The sequence below is a fragment of the Natronolimnohabitans sp. A-GB9 genome (genome assembly GCF_030848565.1).
Lineage (GTDB): Archaea > Halobacteriota > Halobacteria > Halobacteriales > Natrialbaceae > Natronolimnohabitans.
Genome location: NZ_JAVDDV010000007.1, coordinates 124,933 through 141,852, shown reverse-complemented (window position 1 = coordinate 141,852; position 16,920 = coordinate 124,933). Strand labels below are relative to the sequence as shown.

The following is a 16,920-nucleotide window of genomic DNA, read 5'->3' as shown; positions in this document are numbered from 1 at the left end:
GATGATCCCCAGACGATCACTCCTCCGAACCACCCTTGCACTCGTCGGCGGAGCGACCCTTTCGACGGGTGTCACCGCCGGATCGGCGGAATCTACCACCGCGTCGACTCAGCGGGACGATACCGTGACGACGGCCGTGGCAACCCTCGAGCCTTCGGTGATCGAGGTTACCGGACTCCCCGATCCGCTCGATTCACTGGTCGCGGACGCACGCGACCGAACACGATCACTCTCGCTCGAGGACATCGCAAGCGTGACCGGACGCGCGGCCATCCACGGCGACGCCGTCGTCGGTGGCCGCGCAGTCGTCACCGGTTCGTTCGACACCCAGGCGATCGAATCTGAGCTTCGGGACCACGACCTCGAGTTCGTCGCTGCGGATCGCCGCGACGACGGGGACAGCCGGTTCGTCGCCTCGAACGATTCGTACGCGGTCGCGGTCGGACCGTCGGCGATCCGGATCGGATACGGCCGAACGCGCTCGCGGGCCCGGAGCCGGCTCGACGCGGCGTTCGAACCCCTCCTCCCGGCTCGACGCCGGACCAGACCGACCGCAAGCTATGGGGCCCTTTCGGCGCTGCTCGACGGCCACGCCGTCGTCTACGCCGATCTTGGATCCGGGACCCGCAGCCATCTGCTCGACTCTCTCTCGGACGCACCCGACGAACTCGGTACCGTCGTCGAGGCCGCAAATGCGCTCGGCGTCGCCCTCGAGGCGGGCTCGGCTCGCACCCGGCTTCGATACGGCGTCGTCGCGGATCCGGCTCGGCTCTCCGGGGAGCTACTCGAGACACTCGTCGACGAGGCCACGACTGGCGACAACTCGCTGTCGTCGGCGACGATTCATCGCGACGGGCAGACGGTCATCGTCGACGCGGCCGTCGAGACCCGGTCGCTGTGGTGTGCCCACGAACGGCTCGTCACCGACTCGTCGTAACGACCGCCGCCGTCCATCGCCGATCCGTCGGCCTTTATCCTGGGAGGCCGTTGGCTCGGGTATGCCTATCCGTTCCGACGCCGTCGTCCTCGACATCGATGGCGTACTCGTCGACGTCGCCGACTCCTACCGGCGCGCGATCGTCGAGTCCGTCGAGCGCGTCTACGACCGGACGATCCGCAAGGAAGACATCCAGCAGTTCAAAGACGCCGGTGGGTTCAACAACGACTGGGAGTTGACCTACGCGGCCGCGTTGTACGTCCTCGCGACGAGTGAGGGGTACGACGAATCGATCGACGACGTTACCGACGAGATCGCCGCAAGCGGCGGCGGCCTCGAGGCAGCCGAGACCGTCGTCCGTGACGGCCTCGGCGCCCAGGCGACACAGCGCGTGGTGAACCGCTGGGACTGCGACCGGCTCCGCGACGTCTTCCAGCAGCTGTACCTCGGCGCTGACCTCTACCGTGGACTCGAGGGCGGCGAGCCGGACATCGAGAGCCGCGGATTCATCCACGACGAACCGGTCTTGCTCGAGGAATCGACCCGCGACGCGCTCGTCGAGGACGACGACCTCGGTGTCGGCGTGCTCACCGGCCGTCCCGAGGCTGAAGCCGAGATCGCCCTCGAACGCGTCGGTCTCGACGATGCCGTTCCCGCCGACCGCCGGTTTACGATGGACGACTGGGAGGAAGGAAAGCCCCATCCCCGGGCGCTCGTGACCCTCGCCGAGCGGTTCGACGCCGAGACGGTCGTCTTCGTCGGCGATACGTTAGACGACGTTCGAACGGCGACCAACGCCGCCGATGCGGACCCCGACCGCGACTACCACGGAATCGGCGTACTCACGGGCGGGCTGACGGGCGAAGAGGGGCGCCGAAAGTACGAGGCCGAAGACGCCGCGGCCGTCCTCGAGTCGATCAACGAACTCCCCGACCTGCTCGAATCGTAATCCGAAACTGGACTTGCAGGTCCGCCCGCCCCTTTTTTGCCCGCTGTCGGTGTAACCCTCCCCAGTCGTATGCCCGACTTCTCTCGCGGTAGTGATCTCCCCGGTGAACCGACCTCCCCCTGGCTCGCGAAGACACTCGAGTCGGCTCCCAGTGACCCGACGGAGCGGCGTTCCGAGCGATTCGATCACGATCCTCTCTCGACCGACCGATCGGTCGATGTCGCCGTCATCGGCGGCGGAATCGCCGGCCTCTCGACGGCGATCGAGGGACGCAAACGCGGACAGTCGGTCGCCGTCCTCGAGCGCGATCACGTCGCAGCAGGGACGACTGGCAAGTCGACGGCGAAGCTGACCAGCCAGCACGGCCTGATCTACGACCATCTCCGCCGGGAGTTCGGCCGTCGGCAGGCCCACCAGTACGCACAGGTCCAGGAGGACGCGATCGACACCGTCGAACGGCGTGTCGACGAGCTGGACGTCGACTGTGGGTTCGAACGCCACCCCTCGTATCTCTACAGCAACGAACCGGACGAGATCCGGCGCGAGGCCGACGCAGCACAGGCGGCAGGCCTCGAGGCGACGTACGTGACCTCGGTTCCGCCGTTCGAGCGGGCACAGGCAGCCGTCCGGTTCGAAGAGCAGGCGTGGTTCGATCCGCGGTCGTACCTGCTCGCGATCGCGGCCGAACTCGCGGCCGACGACGGCGCAGGGATCTACGAGGGAACCCGCGTGACCGACGTCGAGCCCGGCTCTCCCCCTCGCGTCCACACCCGAGAGGCGACGGTGACGGCGCGCAAGGTCGTGCTCGCGACCGGGTTTCCGCTTCTCGACCGCGCGGGCTACTTCGCGCGAATGCACCCGAAACGGTCCTACGTGCTCGGGATCCGACTCGACGGCGACCCGCCGGAGGGAATGTACTACCGATCGGGGGACAACTACCGGTCGGTACGAACCCACCGCGACGACGACGGTGAACTGCTGCTGGTCGGCGGGGAAGACCACAAGACGGGCCAGGGCAGCCCGACGGGCGAGCGGTACCGACGACTCGAGCGCTGGGCCCGCAATCGGTTTCCGGTCGACGAGATCGCCTACAGCTGGTCGACCCAGGACTACGTCACGGCCGACAAGGTACCGTTCGTCGGCCGTGCCGGCCCACGAGCCGAGAACGTCCTCGTCGCGACGGGCTTTCGCGGCTGGGGGATGACCAACGGCGTCGCTGCCGGTCGTGCCCTCGCCGAACGCATCGCCGGCGGCAAGCCCCAAGCTCGAGAGCTGTTCTCACCCCTTCGGTTCACGCCGAAGACGTCCCTCGCGGACACGCTTACCGAAAACGCCGACGCGGTGAGTCAGTTCGCCACCGACTGGGCCCGGACGCTGCTCGCTTCCGATCTCGAGTCACTCGACCCTGGCGAGGGCACCGTCGTCCGCCGCGGCGGTAAACCGATCGCCTGCGCTCGTGACGACGACGGCGAACTCCACACTACGTCGGCGGTCTGTACCCACATGTACTGTCTCGTCGAGTGGAACGACGCCGAACGGAGCTGGGACTGTCCCTGTCACGGCTCGCGGTTCTCGCTCGAGGGAGAGCGCCTCGAGGGGCCAGCGACCGAGGATCTATCGACGCAGGGATCGACGCCGGAGCGTCCACCTCGCCGCGACTCGGATTGGTGAGTCCGGGCCACGACAGCCATCTGTCGAGCCGAGGCCGACGGCTGATAGCCGATCGGAACGGTTATCTGTCACTGCTGAGGAATTTTGGCGATGTCGAGGTCCCTGTTCGACGTCGCCTGGCTGACCACCACACCGATCGGCGCGACTATCGCGGTTGGCGTTCAGTTCGCCGCCTGCTGGATCGCTCTCCGGTGACTACTCGCTCGAGAACGCGTCCAGTCCCGGATAGTCGGCGATGATCCCGTCGACGCCCGCCGCGGCCAGTTCGCGGAACTGGTGCCAGTTCGAGACCGTCCAGACGTTGACCGTACGGCCCTCGGCGTGGGCTTTCTCGAGGATGTCGAGTGTCGGCTCCGCTCCGAAGCCGGCGTACGCGGTGTCCGTGAGCGAGGTCCCGACGATCGCGTTTCTGGGCGGATGGATCGCCTCACAGTCGTAGCGACGCGCGATCTCGAGGCCCGCCTCGAGGTCGTCCCAGACGAGCGTCGCAGCGGCGTACTGGGGTGCGATTTCGCGGACGGCCGCAAGCGCTCCCTCACAGAACGACGAGAAGAGGAGTTCGCCAGCGAACGCCTCACACTCCTCGAGGACGCGCTCGACGAACGGTTCCCAGACCGCGCGGCGCTCGTCGCGCTCGTCGTCGGGGAGCGACTCGGCGAACCGCAGGTCGGCGGTTCCGGGGGTCTTCAGTTCGACGTTGATCCCGACGGTCTCGGGGACGGCCTCGAGCAACTCGGCGAGCGTGGGTATCGGTTCGTCCGTTCCCAGAACGCGGGTCGTCCGAAGTTCCTCGAGAGCGGTCTCCCGGACGAGTCCCTCGGCGTCGGTCAGCGGTCTCCCGTCGCGAGTTCCCTCGAGTCGCTCGTCGTGGATCACCACGGGAGTGCCACAACGGGCGGGCTGGACGTCGATCTCGACCATCGCTGTCCCGTCGTCTTCGGCGGCCATCGATACGGCGCCGACGGTGTTCTCGGGCGCGACGCCCGCAAAACCCCGGTGGGCGATGACAGAAGGATCGTCCATACGTGGTCGATGGCCGCCGGAATAATGGGTGCTACGCTCGCTCGAGGCGGGTTGCGATACGGTCTCCTGCCGTCACGTCCCGCCGATCGCGGACCCCGTTCGGGCGATTGGCGGACATCGATACAGCAGTCCGTATGAGACGAACTCGACTTCTCACTGACTGCTGTCCGGCAGTATTACGGTTCGTATTCCTCGCGGTGGACTACTAGCTCCTCGTCGTCGACGAGTGCGGTGACGACGATCTCGTCGCCCTCGGGATCGAAGGGCAACGTCAGCATCGTAATCGGGAGTCCATCGACGTCGTCGGAGCCATAGCCTGTGTTTTCTCGTTCGAGACTCGTCGAGTAGATGTTGACCTCCTCGACGTCGATTCCGAGGTCCCGCTCGAAGTGGACCTCGACTCGTTCCGCCGCCTCGTCGAACTCGAGGTTCTCGACAATCCGGTAGGCCTCGTCTTCGACGGGGTCGTCGTCGGGAATCTCCGGTGGCGCCTCGTACTGGACGAAGACTGTCCACTCGCCGTCGTCGGTCAGCGAGACGAACGTCTCCTCCTCGAGTATCGTTTCGCCGTCCTCGACCATTTCGGTCTCGACGGCGACCAGCGCGGCCTCCTCTCCCTCGAGGACGGTCTCGAGGTCGACGTCCTGGAACCAGAACTCGACGTAGGGAATCTCGTAGACGTCATCGGGCTCGTACTCCGCGTCGACGAGCTCGACCTCGTAGTCGTCGATCTGGTCGCTCTCGAGCGTGAAATCCGTGTTTTCGTCGTCTTTGGCGGCTTCGGACATCTCGAGCGGATCGAACGGGTGGTGTGTGTGCATCGCGTCGGACATCGCCTCCAAATCACCGTCTGCGGCGGCCGCTATGTATGATTCGACTGCCAACACTGCACCGTGTTCCTCGCCGTCGGTCTCGTTCTCTCCACTGTTGTCATCGTCGCCGTTTTCGTCGTTATCGTCCGTCCCGAGCTCGCTGACACAGCCCGCGAGCCCGGTCACAGCACCAGTTCCGACAATCGCAATGAATCTCCGTCGATTCATATCTATAACAGCTCGCAGTTCGGATATATGGTTTATTGAGTTACCAATATAACTATGAAACTATCGATAGTATTCGAATTATCGTTACTATAGTGTCCGTCGCCGTCCGACCGTCGTTGTTCATGCTGTCGGGCAATACACTTCATACACCGATCACACGCGAGATGCCGTCGCGGGACGACAGGCGTCGAGACGCGATCGGGTGTGTACTGAGACTGTCGGATAACATTATTCACTGGTCGGTCACACGACTGCGGCCGTCGCCGACGGTGACGGTCGCGATATCGCGACCGACGGGTCACTGACTGTTGTCAGCCAGTATCCTCGTCGGGCGGCACCGTCACCACTGGAATCGAGGCGAGTTCGATGGTCCGTTGTGTGACGCTTCCGACCAGGAACTTGTGGAGGCCGGTCCGTCCGTGTGTTCCCATGACGATCATGTCGACGTCGTGGTCGTCGGCGTACTCGACGATTTCCTGGGCGACGGGTCCGTGTCGCCGCTCGCTCTCAAACTCGAGGTCTGCCTCCGCGACCAGTTCCTCTCCTCTCTCGAGTGACTCGGTCACGCGTTCTTCCCACTCTTCGCGGAGTCGGGCCCCTCTGGTCATCTCGGGAATCACCGCCAGCACGTGAACCGTCGCATCCGCTGGCTCGGCGATCCGAGTCGCTTGCGCTATCGCTCGGTAGCTGTTTTCGCTCCCGTCCGTCGGGCACAGAATCTCTTGAACCATCGTCTCTGCCCGTGTCTGCCCACGGTGTGGGTAATATAGACGGGGGGTCGTCAGATTCGTCGCCGCCGACCCCCGACCCGCCCATGACGGGCCAGCTTTCAGGACGCTCGCGGTCGAAGCCCGTTTGATGACCGAGACCACACTCGAGGACGTCGAACGGAGTCTCGATCGTGCGACCGACCTCGAGACCGAGGAGGCCGTCTCCGTGCTGCAAACGGCACGCCAGGATCTCGAGGACCTCTCGACGGCCGCGGACGTCGACGAACAGCGACGGCGGGAACTCGAGGACCGACTCGAACAACGGATCCGTGAGGTCAAAGAGCGGGACGCCTACGACAGCGAACTGGGCGCAGCGATGAATCCGGAAGAGGAGGACGCGCCCTGAGACGGATTGCTGTCGGTTAGACAGGACGTTACACATGAAGCGGGGTAACTGACAGCTCGCTGGTCGAAAATCCGGCGAGATCGGCCACTCTCCACCCCTTTTATTCGGATTCCGTCCCGAAGCCAGTGTATGCGCATCGCACTACTCGGCGGAACCGGTGATATCGGACAGGGACTTGCCCTGCGTTTTGCTCGCGATACGGACCACGAGATCCTCATCGGCTCGCGCGATCCCGAGAAAGCACGGGACGCAGTCGAGAGCTACGAGGCCGAACTCGAGGAGCGTGGCGTCGAAGCCAATATCAAGGGCTTTGCAAACGAGATGGCGGCCGACCGGGCCGACGTCGTCGTCCTCAGCGTGCCGCCGTACCACGTCGCCGACACGGTCGACGCGGTCGCGGACAGCCTCGATTCGGACACGATCCTCGTTACGCCTGCGGTCGGCATGCAGGGTGACGAAGACGGCCTTCACTACCACCCGCCAGGGACCGGCAGCGTAACCGAACTCGTCGCCGAACGGGCTCCGGACGCGGTCCCCGTCGTCGGCGCGTTCCACAACCTCGCGGCCGACGCGCTCTCGGATCTGGACACCGACCTCGAGCTCGATACCCTGCTGGTCGCGGACGACGACGACGCCAAGACGACCGTCCGGAACCTGGCAACCGAAATCGAGGGGCTGCGCGCGCTCGACGTCGGCCCGCTCGCTAACGCCAGCGAAGTCGAGAGCGTCACCCCGCTGGTCATCAACATCGCGAAGTACAACGACGACCTGCACGACGTCGGTGTGAAGTTCAAGTAGGTTGTGAGGCGGATTCCACGGGCCACAGTGCCCGTGGCAGTTGACGTAGCCGTCGGTGACCGCTTGCGGGGATCGCCATCCCGGCCATCTGACGGGTGACCGACTCACGATTGACAGCGCTCGTTCCTGTACCGTTAACGTCCGCGAGACCGTACGTCACGGTAATGAGCTCGAGTTCTGCCCAGGCTACCGACCTGCCGGTCGCTGCGGGCGCTGCCGTCGGTCTCGTGACGTGGCTGTTGGGGTACGCGATCACCTACATCGTCGTCGCGCCGGACGTCCGTGATTCGCCGCTACAGCGCTTCGTCGAGGCGTTCGAGGGAGAGCCGGCGACGTACGAGATGGTCGGCTGGGTGTTCTACAACGCTCATTTCGCCAACACCGTCTTTCGTGACTTGCCGATCGTCGGCAGTCACACCACGTCGTTCGTCGGTGGCGAGGAGGGGTTCGCAGCGCTGCTGTACCTCGTCCCGATCGTGACGTTGCTGGCGGGCGGCTTCGCACTCACGAAGTACCAGCGAATAGCTGCGCCGGCTCGCGGAGCGACCGTCGAGCTGACGGTCCTCCCCGGCTACCTGGTGGCGTCGCTTGCCGGCGCGTTCCTCTTTGAAGTGACCATCGCCGGCGCGACCGGCGCGCCGGATCTCCTGCCGGCTGTCTTCCTCGCCGGGATCGTCTATCCGCTCGTGTTCGCCGGAGGCGGCGGGGCCATCGCGGGCGCCCTCGAGACTCGAGCGGGAGAAAGCGCCACGACGTCCAGAACAGAACGGTAACCCGCGTGCGGTCCGATCCGATGACGCCGTTTTTGGTCGCTGCCACCGTACGGCAACCCATGCGAATCGTCACGACGCTCCCCTCGGCGACCGAAACCGTCGCCGCCCTCGGCCTCGAACCGGTCGGTGTCTCCCACGAGTGCGACTACCCGCCTAGGGTCGAGTCGCTGCCGTCGGTTACCGACTCTCGCATCGACGCCGACGCCTCGAGTGCCGATATCGACGCGCAAGTCCTCGAGGCTGCCGACGAGGGCGTCTACGAGGTCGATACCGAGTTGCTGGACGACCTCGAGCCGGACCTGATCGTCACCCAGGGGATGTGTGACGTCTGTGCGGTCGACGAAGTCGCGATCGCCGACGCCGTCGCGGAGATCGACGCCGACCCGGAGATCCTGACGACCGATCCCCACAGCATCGACGACGTCCTCGAGGATCTCGAGCGGATCGGCCGCGCCACCGGACGCGAGAAACAGGCTCGCGAAGTTCGCCAGGACCTCGAGTCCCGAATCGATGCGATCCGGGAGCGAACGGCCGAGATGGACCCTGCCGATCGCCCGCGCGTGGCGATCTTCGACTGGACCGACCCCGTCATGGTCGCTGGCCACTGGACGGCCGAACTCGTCGCGTGGACCGGCGGCGAGTACGGACTCGCGGACGTCGGCGAGCGCTCGCGACCCCGAGAGTGGGACGAGATCCGGGCGTACGATCCCGAACTCGTCGTCGTCGCGCCCTGTGGCTTCGGCCTCGAGCAGACCGCCGCGAACGCGACCGACCTCACCGAGCGCGAGGGCTGGGAGGAGCTGACTGCCGTCCAGGAGGGTCGCGTCTGGGCGATGGACGGCCACCACTACCTGAATCGGCCAGGGCCACGGCTGGTCGACACGCTCGAGGCACTCGCTCCGATCGTCCAACCCGACCGGTTCGACGAGACGACGACGTCCGTGGCGCTCGAGGAGATCGCGGTGCCGTTCGATACACTGTCGGACCGACTCGAGACGACGGGTGCCAGACCGTGACCGACGAACCCGTGCCGACCGACACCGATGGGAGGACCGAACTCGTCGTCCCGGCCGAGATTCGCGACGAGATCCTCGAGCGCGCCCGTGACGGGCATCCGGAGGAGATCTGTGGAGTCTTCGGCGGCACGTACGACGCCGAGGGGCGAAGCCGCGTTCGTTCGCAGTATCCGGCCGAAAACGTCGCCGAGCGGCTCCGGACGCGGTACCGAATCGATCCCGAGGAACAGCTCGCGATCTTCGAACGCCTCGAGGATCGCGGTGAAGAGATCGTCGGCTTCTATCACTCCCACCCGCAGGGACCGCCACGACCCAGCGAGACCGACGCCGCACGGGCTACCTGGCCGGATCGGTCGTATCTGATCGTCTCGCTCGAGCCACTCGAGATCGGCTCCTGGCGGTGGCGAGTGGACGACGATGGTAGCGGTGCTGGGGACGGCTCCGGAACCGACGGTCGCTTCGAGCGGGAACGGGTCATCGTCGATTGATGCAGTATTGACAGCGCATCAGGACGCGTTTCTGAGGACGTTAGGCACCCAGCCACGGTTTGGATCGTCGGTTTCGTCCATCCACTCGATCAGCCGCTCGCGCAGCTCTCGGCGGACGTCCTCGTAGCCGGGATGGTCGATCAGGTTCTGGAGTTCGTCGGGATCGGCCTCGAGGTCGTACAGTTCGTCGATGTCCGGCCCGTTGTAGACGTACTTGTACCGCTTGGTGCGGACCATCCGCTGGGTGTAGAGACCGAACTCGTCGCCGTGGTACTGAGCGAAGACGGAGTCGGGCCACTCGGGGACGTCGTCCGCGCCGACGGTTCCGTCCGCGGCATCTCGGCTGACCTCGAGCAACGATACGAGACTCCGCGCGTCGAAGCGTTCGGGAACGTCGACGCCACCCCACTCGAGAAACGTCGCAGCCAGATCGTGGAGGTGGACGGGCACGTCACAGACCGATCCCGGTTCGGTGACGCCGGGCCAGCGCACCTGCAACGGGATGCGATAGGTATCGTCGTACATCAGCGGTCCCTTGTTGAACTGGCGGTGGCCGCCGATGAAGTCGCCGTGGTCGGAAGCGTGGACGACGGCGGTCTCCTCGGCGAGGCCGTGCTCCTCGAGTGCCGTGAGGATCCGCTCGAGTTGGTCGTCGATCATCGTGACGAACCCCCAGTACTTCGCGATGGCTTCGGCCCAGTGGTCGCGCTCGAGGCCGTCGGCGCCGCGGTACGCGAGGTAGTTCTCCTGTACTCGCGGTTTCCCGGCGTACGTTTCGGCGTAGCTCGCGGGGAGATCGATCGCCTCGGGATCGTACATCGAGGCGTAGGGCTCGGGCACGACGTAGGGGTGGTGTGGGCCGTAGAAGTCCGCCCGGTGGAAAAACGGCCCGTCGCGGCCGTCCGCCGCGTGGGCCTCGATCGCGTCGATCGTCCGCTCGGCGAGGAAGTACGCGCGGGTATCGTCGACGTCGACCGGCGTTTTCGCGGCGACGAACGTCCCTTCGCCGGTATTGCGAGGGTCGTCGCCGGTGTAGAGTTCCTCCTCGAACTCGACCTCGCCGACGGGGACACCCCGTTCCTCGCGGTACTCGCGAAACGCCCGATCGATGTCGTCGTGGTGTTTGTCGCTGCCGCCGAGATACGAGAAGCCGAACTCCTCGGGCGTCTGGTCGCGGCCGACGTGCCACTTGCCAGTGTAGCTGAGTTCGTATCCGCTCTCGGAAAGCAGCTCCGAGAACGTAGGGAGCTCGGACGGCAGATTCGGACGGATCGCGTCGGCCTCGTGGCTGTTGTTGAGCATTCCGTTGCCGTGTGGATAGCGCCCGGTCAGCAGCGACGCGCGGGCGCTCGTACAGATGCTGATCGGCGTGAACGCGTGCGAAAATCGCAGTCCCTCGCTCGAGAGGCGATCCATCGTCTCGGTCTCGACCGGCGGTCCCTCGGGTGCACTGCAGTCGTATCGCTCCTGGTCGGTCAACACGAACAGGACGTTCGGACGGCTGTCGGCGTCTGCATCGGCCATCGAGCGTCGTACACCGACGCCGTAGTTAAAGCGTGGCCCTGCTGCGGTGTCTCGCCGGTGTCAATCCTGGAGCCGGTACTCGATCGAGACTCCTACACGACGTCGTCGTACGTCGGCCGCTCGAGGTCCCCGGGGAACGAATCGACTGGCACCTGCGTCTGATCACCCGATTCCATGTCCTTGATCGTGACCTCGTCGTTCTCTAAGTCCTGTTCGCCGACGATGACGACCGTCTCGGCGTTGATCGAGTCGGCGTAGTTCAGTTGCGAGCCGAACGAACGGCCGGCGACGTCGGTCTCGACGACGTGGCCGCGCTCGCGCAGCTCGCGGGAGATCCGTGCCGCTTCGGTCCGCGTGTCACCAATCTGGAGCACGTAGTAGTCGGTCGTGACCGCTTCCTCGGGCCAGACGCCGGCACGCTGACAGAGCAGGGAAAGCGTCGCGTGACCCGGCGCGACGCCGACCGCGGGCGTCGGCTGGCCGCCGAAGTCTTCGATGAGGTCGTCGTAGCGACCGCCGCCGAAGATCGACCGCGAGACCTCGCCGGTCGAGTCGAAACACTCGAAGACGACGCCCGTGTAGTAGTCGAGTCCGCGGGCCGTCTCGAGCGAGATCGTACAGTACTCCCGGGCCCCGAAGTCCTCCGCGGCCGAGAGCACGGCCTGGAGGTTCTCGATGGCCGCGTCGACGCGGTCGGTCTCGGCGAAGGCCTTGACGGCCGCTAAGTCGCCGCCGGCGACGAGATCGTCGACCTCGGCGGCCTGATCGTAGTCGAGGCCGGCGTCGACGAGCAGATCGTGGTACTCCGCGGTCGAGATCTTGTCCGACTTGTCGACCGCGCGGATCGCGTCGTCGACGTCTACATCGGCGTCGAAACTCTCGAAGATGCCGCCGAGGATATCCCGGTGGGAGATCTGGAACTCGAAGTGATCGCCGGTCAGACCCAGTCCCGTCAGGGCGTCGGCGGCCCACGCGAGGATCTCGGCGTCGGCCTCTGGTTCCGACGAACCGAAGATGTCGACGTTGGTCTGGTAGAACTCCCGCTGGCGGCCCTGCTGGACCTGCTCGTAGCGCCAGAACGGACGCGTCGAGAACCACTTGATCGGCTTCGACAGCTCCTGTTGTTTCGCGACGACCATCCGCGCGACGGTCGGGGTCAGTTCCGGCGTCAGCGTGACGTGGCGTCCGCCCTGGTCTTCGAAGGCGTATAGCTCCTCGACGATGTCGTCACCGCTTTTGTCGGTCCACATCTCCGCCCGCTCGAGTGCGGGCGTGTCGATCTCTCGGAAGCCATACCGGCGAGCGGTCTCCTCGACGGTATCGATCGTCTCCCGCCTGGCGGCCATCTCGCCGGGATAGAAGTCACGAAAGCCCTTGATCCGGTCGTACATGACAATGGGTTCGGGTACGGCGAACTTCTATCCTGTTATTCGGCGACGGACCCACCGCTTTTCGATTCGGACTGGGTGGGAAAACGAGCGGCCGAACGCGTATCGTTTCGACCGGGATAGCGATCCGCGTGCCGGAACGCGACTTGATCTCGAGTTGTGAGTCTCGAGTGCTGAGTCAGTCCCGATGGACGCCGGTCACGTACGTCTGCGTGTGATCCGGGAAGATATCGGCGATAACCTCTGATCCGTCCGTCTCGGCGATGAGCGTCCGGAGTTCGGCCTCGTAGTCGGCTCGATCGATCTCCTCGCTTGGGCCGACGGTCACCTCGAGTCGCGACGCTACCAGCCGATCGACGGCGGTCCGGCCGAACCCGGACAGCGGCGCGATGTAGTCGACGCCGTGGCGGTCCTCCAAGCTCTGCGCTTGGGCTCGGGAGACCGTCGGCACGCGGTCGTCGCGGCGGGTACCGTCGGCGACTGCGTCGTACTCCGTCGCGGCGAGTTCCTCGAGGGCGTGCTGGTGGACCTGCTGAATTCCGTTTCGCGGGAAGCCGTCTTCCTTGATCCGATCGGCGGCCTCGTGAGCGACGTCCGGATCGAGCTCGAGCCGTTCGAACGCGAACCCGATCGCGTCGGCGGTCTCGCGGGCGTGTTTCCAGTCGTCACTGATCCCGAAGTGGCCGGTCACCAGCGTGACGTCGTAAAACTCCTCGAGGAGAAGGGCCGCCAGCGTCGAGTCCTTGCCGCCGCTGTAGAGCACTCCGACCTCCATCAGCGCCGCTTGATGTCGAAGCTCTTGGAGTCGGGCTTTAGCTCCTGGAGGAGCTGTTTCATCTTCTCGTCGTCGATCTTCCCCTGAATGCGTCCGCTGCGGGCAAGCGTGACGACCTGCCGTTCGACCTGTTCGCCGAACTGTGGTTTGCTCATCTTGACGGTGTTGAGCCGTTTGCGCGCGTCGTCGGTCAGGTGCTGGCGCAAGAGCGCGTTCTTCTGGGCCTCGGCCTGCTGCTGGGCCGCCTCCTGGGCGTCGCCGCCCTGGCCCTCGGCGCGCTCCTGAAGTTCTTCCATCTTTTGTTGTCGTAGCTCCTCGAGTTTCTCTTCGTCAGGTGCGCCACTCATAGCTATACGACCGTGTTAGTTCGCGCGGCGGAAAATGATTACGGACCGCGTCGCTACTGGCGGTGCTCGGGGGTTGCTTCGGCGTGAAAACAGGACAATACTCGTCTCTACGCGTAGCGCTCGAGTTCCGGACGGTCGAGTTCCTCGAGGACCTCACCGGCGGTGTCGTCGAGCAGGCTCTGACCCTCTGCCGTGATGCGTCGGCCCTCACCCTCGGCGGTCTCGACGAGGTCTTCCTCTTCGAGTTGCTGGAGGATCGTTCGGATGAGGTTCTTCGAGCCGTCGGCGCGTCGGTCGGGGGCAACGCGGTAGCGGTTCGAGCCACCTTTCGCGCCGCCGTACTCCGTCGAGAGTCGCTCGACGCCGACGGGGCCGCGGTCGGCGACCTTGCGCAGCAGGCTCGCAGCGCGGGTCGCCCAGAAGTCCTCCTGTTCGGGCGGCAGTTCGCGGTCGACGCCAGTCTTGGCGAATTCGCTCCACTCGGGTTCGTCGAGTCGGTCCTCGAGTTCGTCGGCGAGCGCCTCGATGAGGTCGTCCGCCGGAACGTCGTACATCGTAGCCATTGGCGTGTGGTTCCCGTCGGCGGCATTTAAGAGCATCGTATCTCTCGTACAGCGAGCGCGTGGCGACCGGTTCGGGCCGCTTTTCGTCCTGGACTCGAAACGGCCATCTATGGACGAACGCGCCGCCCTGGCGCTGCTGGAGGACGAACTCGATCCCGTCGGTGACGACGCCGCTGTCGTCGACGGGCTCGTGATCACGACGGACATGCTCCACGAGCGGACGGACTTTCCAACGGGGACGACGCGGTATACGGCGGGGTGGCGGGCGGTCGGTGCCTCGCTCTCGGACGTCGCAGCGATGGGTGCCGAAGCCACGGCCGCGGTCGCGGCCTACGCCGCCCCCGAATTCGACGGCGAGGAGCTGCTGGCGTTCGTTCGAGGCGCACGCGACGTCTGCGAGCACGTCGGTGCGAAGTACGTCGGCGGTGATCTCGACGGCCACGAGGAGTTTACCGTTGCGACGACGGCGGTCGGCCGGACCGACGCGCCCGTCTTACGAAGCGGTGCCAACCCCGGCGATCTGGTCTGTGTGACCGGTGCGCTGGGCCGGAGCGCGGCCGCCCTCGAGCAGTTCGAACGCGCCACACAGGGCGAGGAGACCGACGCCGACACACTCGAGAGTGCAAACGAACTCTTCCGGTTCGAACCGCGGATCGAAGCCGGCCTGGGGCTTTCCCCGCATGCCACGGCGATGATGGACTCGAGCGATGGGCTCGCCCGCTCGCTCCACCAGCTCGCGGCCGCAAGCGACTGTGGATTCGCGATCGAATCCGATTCGATCCCGGTCGCCGACGCGCTGTGTGACGTCATCGACGATACCGACACGGCACTCGAGCGTGCGACGACGTTCGGCGAGGATTTCGAACTCGTCGCGACGCTCCCCGAGGCGGCCCTCGAGGACGCTCGCTCGGCGACGGACGTCGAGATCTCGGTGCTCGGAACGGTCGAGGACACCGACGCGGGGATCACGATCGACGGCGAGACGTTGCCGGATCGTGGGTATACGCACGGCGCCTGATACGGACGCGGGACGCCGACCGCGATCACTCGGTCACTGGACGAGCTCGAGCGGCACGGGCATGAAACAGAGCAGCCCCAGGCCGAAGGTGACGAGACCGATGACGAGACGGCCCGTTCCCAGCCGCTCGTCGGTGACCGGTCTCGCAGCGCCGGCCGCCGCGAGGACGGCCGTCAGGAACCCCCAGAAAACCCAGACGAACACCGCCTGGCCGCCGTAGTCGGCGACGTAGTAGAGGTAGCCGGCCAGGAGGAACAGCGCGCCGGGAACGAGCGCGGCGATCGTCTCGTGGAACTCGCCGGTCATCGCCCGGAGGATGTGGCCGCCGTCGAGCTGGCCGACGGGGATCAGGTTGAGGAACGTTACGAACATCCCGACCCAGGCGCCGATGACGACCGGATTGACGGCTGTCGCCGGATCGTCCCGGTACAGTGGCTGGTCGAACGCCGTCGCCAGCAACTCCAGCAGCGGGGGATAGCCGAGCTGGAGCTGGATCGCGTCGGGGTCCTGGACGACCGACTGCGGCGCAGTGACGGGCGGTAGATGGAGGCCGATGACGGCGACGACGACCGTCGCGACGAGTCCGGCCAGCGGGCCGGCGACCCCGATGTCGAACAGGGCCTTGCGGTCGGGCATCCGGCCTTTCAGTTTGATCACCGCACCCATCGTCCCGATGAGCGTCGGCACCGGGATGAAATACGGGAGCGAGGCGTCGACGTTGTGGTACCGACTCATCACGTAGTGGCCCATCTCGTGGACGCCGAGCACGCCGAGAATCGCGACGGTGAACGGCCAGGCGCGCCAGATCTCGGTCGGGTTGGCGATCGGATCGATGTGATACCACATGGCGCCGGCAAACAGCGTCGAGACGACCGTCGCCAACAGGAGCGTGACGTTCGTCCACGGAATTCCGTCGACGCCGATACCGATCGGTTCGGCGACGATGACGTACTCCCCGTATCGTGTCGTCAGTTGCGGCTCGTAGCCCGCCTCCCGAAACGCGGGCCAGAGCTCCTCCATCGCCCGTTCGGGGTGGACACGCGGATCGCCGTAGTAAATCAGCTGGTCGTCTTCGGCCTGCATCTCGTAGACACGAAAGACCGACTCGATGCGTTCGAGTGACGGGCCATCCCGTAGCGACGGTTCGCCCGGTTGCGAGGAGCCGACCCCGGACGATTCGACGTCGTCCATCACTGATTACTCAGGACTGCACGATATAAAACGCCTGTCGTCGGCGAACTCGCCGTTCTCGAGGGTCGGAAACGGGAGACAGAACGTCGGAGCGGACGAGCGATACCGTCCGACAGAACGAACGGGGGCCATTTCAGGGGGACGTGTCGGGTGGCGTCGACGACGCGCCGACACGCAGAGCGTGGTTCGAAACGAGTCACGTCGAACTGGTGGTCATACCGCCGGACAGAAGTCACTGAAGAGAATTCCCGGACGGAAGCGGCGAATTCTCACAATCGTTCTGTCCGGCAGTATCAGCGGCGT

18 protein-coding genes are annotated in these 16,920 nt (G+C 65.6%); 9 read left to right on the top strand and 9 right to left on the bottom strand.

The genetic code is table 11. The annotated features are described in order from the left end of the window. Nucleotide 1 precedes the first annotated feature (1 nt). The 3 genes from RBH26_RS11545 (at nucleotide 2) to RBH26_RS11535 (ending at nucleotide 3,557) form a co-directional block, all read left to right on the top strand. Nucleotides 2-937 carry a hypothetical protein gene (locus RBH26_RS11545; RefSeq protein ID WP_306758439.1) on the top strand — a complete coding sequence of 312 codons (936 nt, stop codon included), beginning with the start codon at nucleotides 2-4 and terminating at the stop codon, nucleotides 935-937. A gap of 67 nt (nucleotides 938-1,004) precedes the next feature. After that, on the top strand, nucleotides 1,005-1,886 hold the full coding sequence (locus RBH26_RS11540) for a TIGR01548 family HAD-type hydrolase (RefSeq protein WP_306758536.1): 882 nt from the start codon (nucleotides 1,005-1,007) through the stop codon (nucleotides 1,884-1,886). Between the two features lie 69 nt (nucleotides 1,887-1,955). Beyond that, nucleotides 1,956-3,557: an FAD-dependent oxidoreductase gene (locus RBH26_RS11535; protein WP_306758438.1), complete on the top strand. Its 1,602-nt coding sequence runs from the start codon at nucleotides 1,956-1,958 to the stop codon at nucleotides 3,555-3,557. 195 nt (nucleotides 3,558-3,752) lie between these two features. Here the strand turns inward: RBH26_RS11535 and RBH26_RS11530 are convergent, their stop codons facing one another. The 3 genes from RBH26_RS11530 to RBH26_RS11520 all read right to left on the bottom strand — a co-directional run bounded on the left by RBH26_RS11530 (nucleotide 3,753) and on the right by RBH26_RS11520 (nucleotide 6,351). After that, entirely contained in the window at nucleotides 3,753-4,580 is an 828-nt protein-coding gene (locus tag RBH26_RS11530; RefSeq protein ID WP_306758437.1) for a glycerophosphodiester phosphodiesterase family protein, read from the bottom strand. A 176-nt stretch (nucleotides 4,581-4,756) separates the two neighbouring features. Beyond that, entirely contained in the window at nucleotides 4,757-5,620 is an 864-nt protein-coding gene (locus RBH26_RS11525) for a hypothetical protein (protein WP_306758436.1), read from the bottom strand. A 311-nt stretch (nucleotides 5,621-5,931) separates the two neighbouring features. Then, entirely contained in the window at nucleotides 5,932-6,351 is a 420-nt protein-coding gene (locus RBH26_RS11520) for a universal stress protein (protein ID WP_306758435.1), read from the bottom strand. Nucleotides 6,352-6,478: 127 nt separating this feature from the next. Between RBH26_RS11520 and RBH26_RS11515 the strand changes: the two genes are divergently transcribed. The 5 genes from RBH26_RS11515 (at nucleotide 6,479) to RBH26_RS11495 (ending at nucleotide 9,811) form a co-directional block, all read left to right on the top strand. After that, on the top strand, nucleotides 6,479-6,736 hold the full coding sequence (locus RBH26_RS11515; protein WP_306758433.1) for a hypothetical protein: 258 nt from the start codon (nucleotides 6,479-6,481) through the stop codon (nucleotides 6,734-6,736). 129 nt (nucleotides 6,737-6,865) lie between these two features. Further along, entirely contained in the window at nucleotides 6,866-7,534 is a 669-nt protein-coding gene (gene npdG / locus RBH26_RS11510) for an NADPH-dependent F420 reductase (protein WP_306758432.1), read from the top strand. Between the two features lie 164 nt (nucleotides 7,535-7,698). Then, entirely contained in the window at nucleotides 7,699-8,307 is a 609-nt protein-coding gene (locus RBH26_RS11505; RefSeq protein WP_306758431.1) for a hypothetical protein, read from the top strand. A 59-nt stretch (nucleotides 8,308-8,366) separates the two neighbouring features. Beyond that, nucleotides 8,367-9,323, top strand: coding sequence for a cobalamin-binding protein (locus RBH26_RS11500; RefSeq protein ID WP_306758430.1), 957 nt, complete (start codon nucleotides 8,367-8,369; stop codon nucleotides 9,321-9,323). Beyond that, nucleotides 9,320-9,811, top strand: a complete 492-nt coding sequence (locus RBH26_RS11495; RefSeq protein WP_306758429.1) for a desampylase — start codon at nucleotides 9,320-9,322, stop codon at nucleotides 9,809-9,811. The genes RBH26_RS11500 and RBH26_RS11495 overlap by 4 nt, the downstream gene beginning before the upstream one ends. Nucleotides 9,812-9,829: 18 nt before the next feature. Here RBH26_RS11495 and RBH26_RS11490 read toward each other — a convergent pair whose 3' ends face one another. From RBH26_RS11490 to RBH26_RS11470, 5 genes are all read right to left on the bottom strand, one after another. Then, nucleotides 9,830-11,335, bottom strand: a complete 1,506-nt coding sequence (locus tag RBH26_RS11490; RefSeq protein ID WP_306758428.1) for a sulfatase-like hydrolase/transferase — start codon at nucleotides 11,333-11,335, stop codon at nucleotides 9,830-9,832. A 92-nt stretch (nucleotides 11,336-11,427) separates the two neighbouring features. After that, nucleotides 11,428-12,726: a histidine--tRNA ligase gene (gene hisS / locus RBH26_RS11485; RefSeq protein ID WP_306758427.1), complete on the bottom strand. Its 1,299-nt coding sequence runs from the start codon at nucleotides 12,724-12,726 to the stop codon at nucleotides 11,428-11,430. Nucleotides 12,727-12,901: 175 nt separating this feature from the next. Further along, on the bottom strand, nucleotides 12,902-13,498 hold the full coding sequence (locus tag RBH26_RS11480; RefSeq protein ID WP_306758426.1) for an asparagine synthase-related protein: 597 nt from the start codon (nucleotides 13,496-13,498) through the stop codon (nucleotides 12,902-12,904). Next, nucleotides 13,498-13,845 carry a DNA-binding protein gene (locus RBH26_RS11475; protein WP_306758425.1) on the bottom strand — a complete coding sequence of 116 codons (348 nt, stop codon included), beginning with the start codon at nucleotides 13,843-13,845 and terminating at the stop codon, nucleotides 13,498-13,500. The genes RBH26_RS11480 and RBH26_RS11475 overlap by 1 nt, the downstream gene beginning before the upstream one ends. A 107-nt stretch (nucleotides 13,846-13,952) precedes the next feature. After that, nucleotides 13,953-14,408, bottom strand: a complete 456-nt coding sequence (locus tag RBH26_RS11470; protein WP_306758424.1) for a 30S ribosomal protein S19e — start codon at nucleotides 14,406-14,408, stop codon at nucleotides 13,953-13,955. Between the two features lie 109 nt (nucleotides 14,409-14,517). Here RBH26_RS11470 and thiL point away from each other — a divergent pair, with 109 nt between their 5' ends. Beyond that, nucleotides 14,518-15,426 carry a thiamine-phosphate kinase gene (gene thiL / locus RBH26_RS11465; RefSeq protein ID WP_306758423.1) on the top strand — a complete coding sequence of 303 codons (909 nt, stop codon included), beginning with the start codon at nucleotides 14,518-14,520 and terminating at the stop codon, nucleotides 15,424-15,426. A gap of 33 nt (nucleotides 15,427-15,459) precedes the next feature. Here thiL and RBH26_RS11460 read toward each other — a convergent pair whose 3' ends face one another. Next, nucleotides 15,460-16,617, bottom strand: coding sequence for a site-2 protease family protein (locus tag RBH26_RS11460; RefSeq protein WP_306758421.1), 1,158 nt, complete (start codon nucleotides 16,615-16,617; stop codon nucleotides 15,460-15,462). Nucleotides 16,618-16,920: the final 303 nt, after the last annotated feature.

What these genes read in the sequence shown, in the direction of transcription:
- RBH26_RS11490 (WP_306758428.1), bottom strand. Translation starts at nt 11,335, where the DNA reads ATGGCCGATGCAGACGCCGACAGCCGTCCGAACGTCCTGTTCGTGTTG.
- RBH26_RS11545 (WP_306758439.1), top strand. Translation starts at nt 2, where the DNA reads ATGATCCCCAGACGATCACTCCTCCGAACCACCCTTGCACTCGTCGGC.
- RBH26_RS11525 (WP_306758436.1), bottom strand. Translation starts at nt 5,620, where the DNA reads ATGAATCGACGGAGATTCATTGCGATTGTCGGAACTGGTGCTGTGACC.
- RBH26_RS11470 (WP_306758424.1), bottom strand. Translation starts at nt 14,408, where the DNA reads ATGGCTACGATGTACGACGTTCCGGCGGACGACCTCATCGAGGCGCTC.
- RBH26_RS11520 (WP_306758435.1), bottom strand. Translation starts at nt 6,351, where the DNA reads ATGGTTCAAGAGATTCTGTGCCCGACGGACGGGAGCGAAAACAGCTAC.
- RBH26_RS11515 (WP_306758433.1), top strand. Translation starts at nt 6,479, where the DNA reads ATGACCGAGACCACACTCGAGGACGTCGAACGGAGTCTCGATCGTGCG.
- RBH26_RS11500 (WP_306758430.1), top strand. Translation starts at nt 8,367, where the DNA reads ATGCGAATCGTCACGACGCTCCCCTCGGCGACCGAAACCGTCGCCGCC.
- hisS (WP_306758427.1), bottom strand. Translation starts at nt 12,726, where the DNA reads ATGTACGACCGGATCAAGGGCTTTCGTGACTTCTATCCCGGCGAGATG.
- npdG (WP_306758432.1), top strand. Translation starts at nt 6,866, where the DNA reads ATGCGCATCGCACTACTCGGCGGAACCGGTGATATCGGACAGGGACTT.
- RBH26_RS11505 (WP_306758431.1), top strand. Translation starts at nt 7,699, where the DNA reads ATGAGCTCGAGTTCTGCCCAGGCTACCGACCTGCCGGTCGCTGCGGGC.
- RBH26_RS11535 (WP_306758438.1), top strand. Translation starts at nt 1,956, where the DNA reads ATGCCCGACTTCTCTCGCGGTAGTGATCTCCCCGGTGAACCGACCTCC.
- RBH26_RS11530 (WP_306758437.1), bottom strand. Translation starts at nt 4,580, where the DNA reads ATGGACGATCCTTCTGTCATCGCCCACCGGGGTTTTGCGGGCGTCGCG.
- RBH26_RS11480 (WP_306758426.1), bottom strand. Translation starts at nt 13,498, where the DNA reads ATGGAGGTCGGAGTGCTCTACAGCGGCGGCAAGGACTCGACGCTGGCG.
- RBH26_RS11475 (WP_306758425.1), bottom strand. Translation starts at nt 13,845, where the DNA reads ATGAGTGGCGCACCTGACGAAGAGAAACTCGAGGAGCTACGACAACAA.
- RBH26_RS11460 (WP_306758421.1), bottom strand. Translation starts at nt 16,617, where the DNA reads ATGGACGACGTCGAATCGTCCGGGGTCGGCTCCTCGCAACCGGGCGAA.
- thiL (WP_306758423.1), top strand. Translation starts at nt 14,518, where the DNA reads ATGGACGAACGCGCCGCCCTGGCGCTGCTGGAGGACGAACTCGATCCC.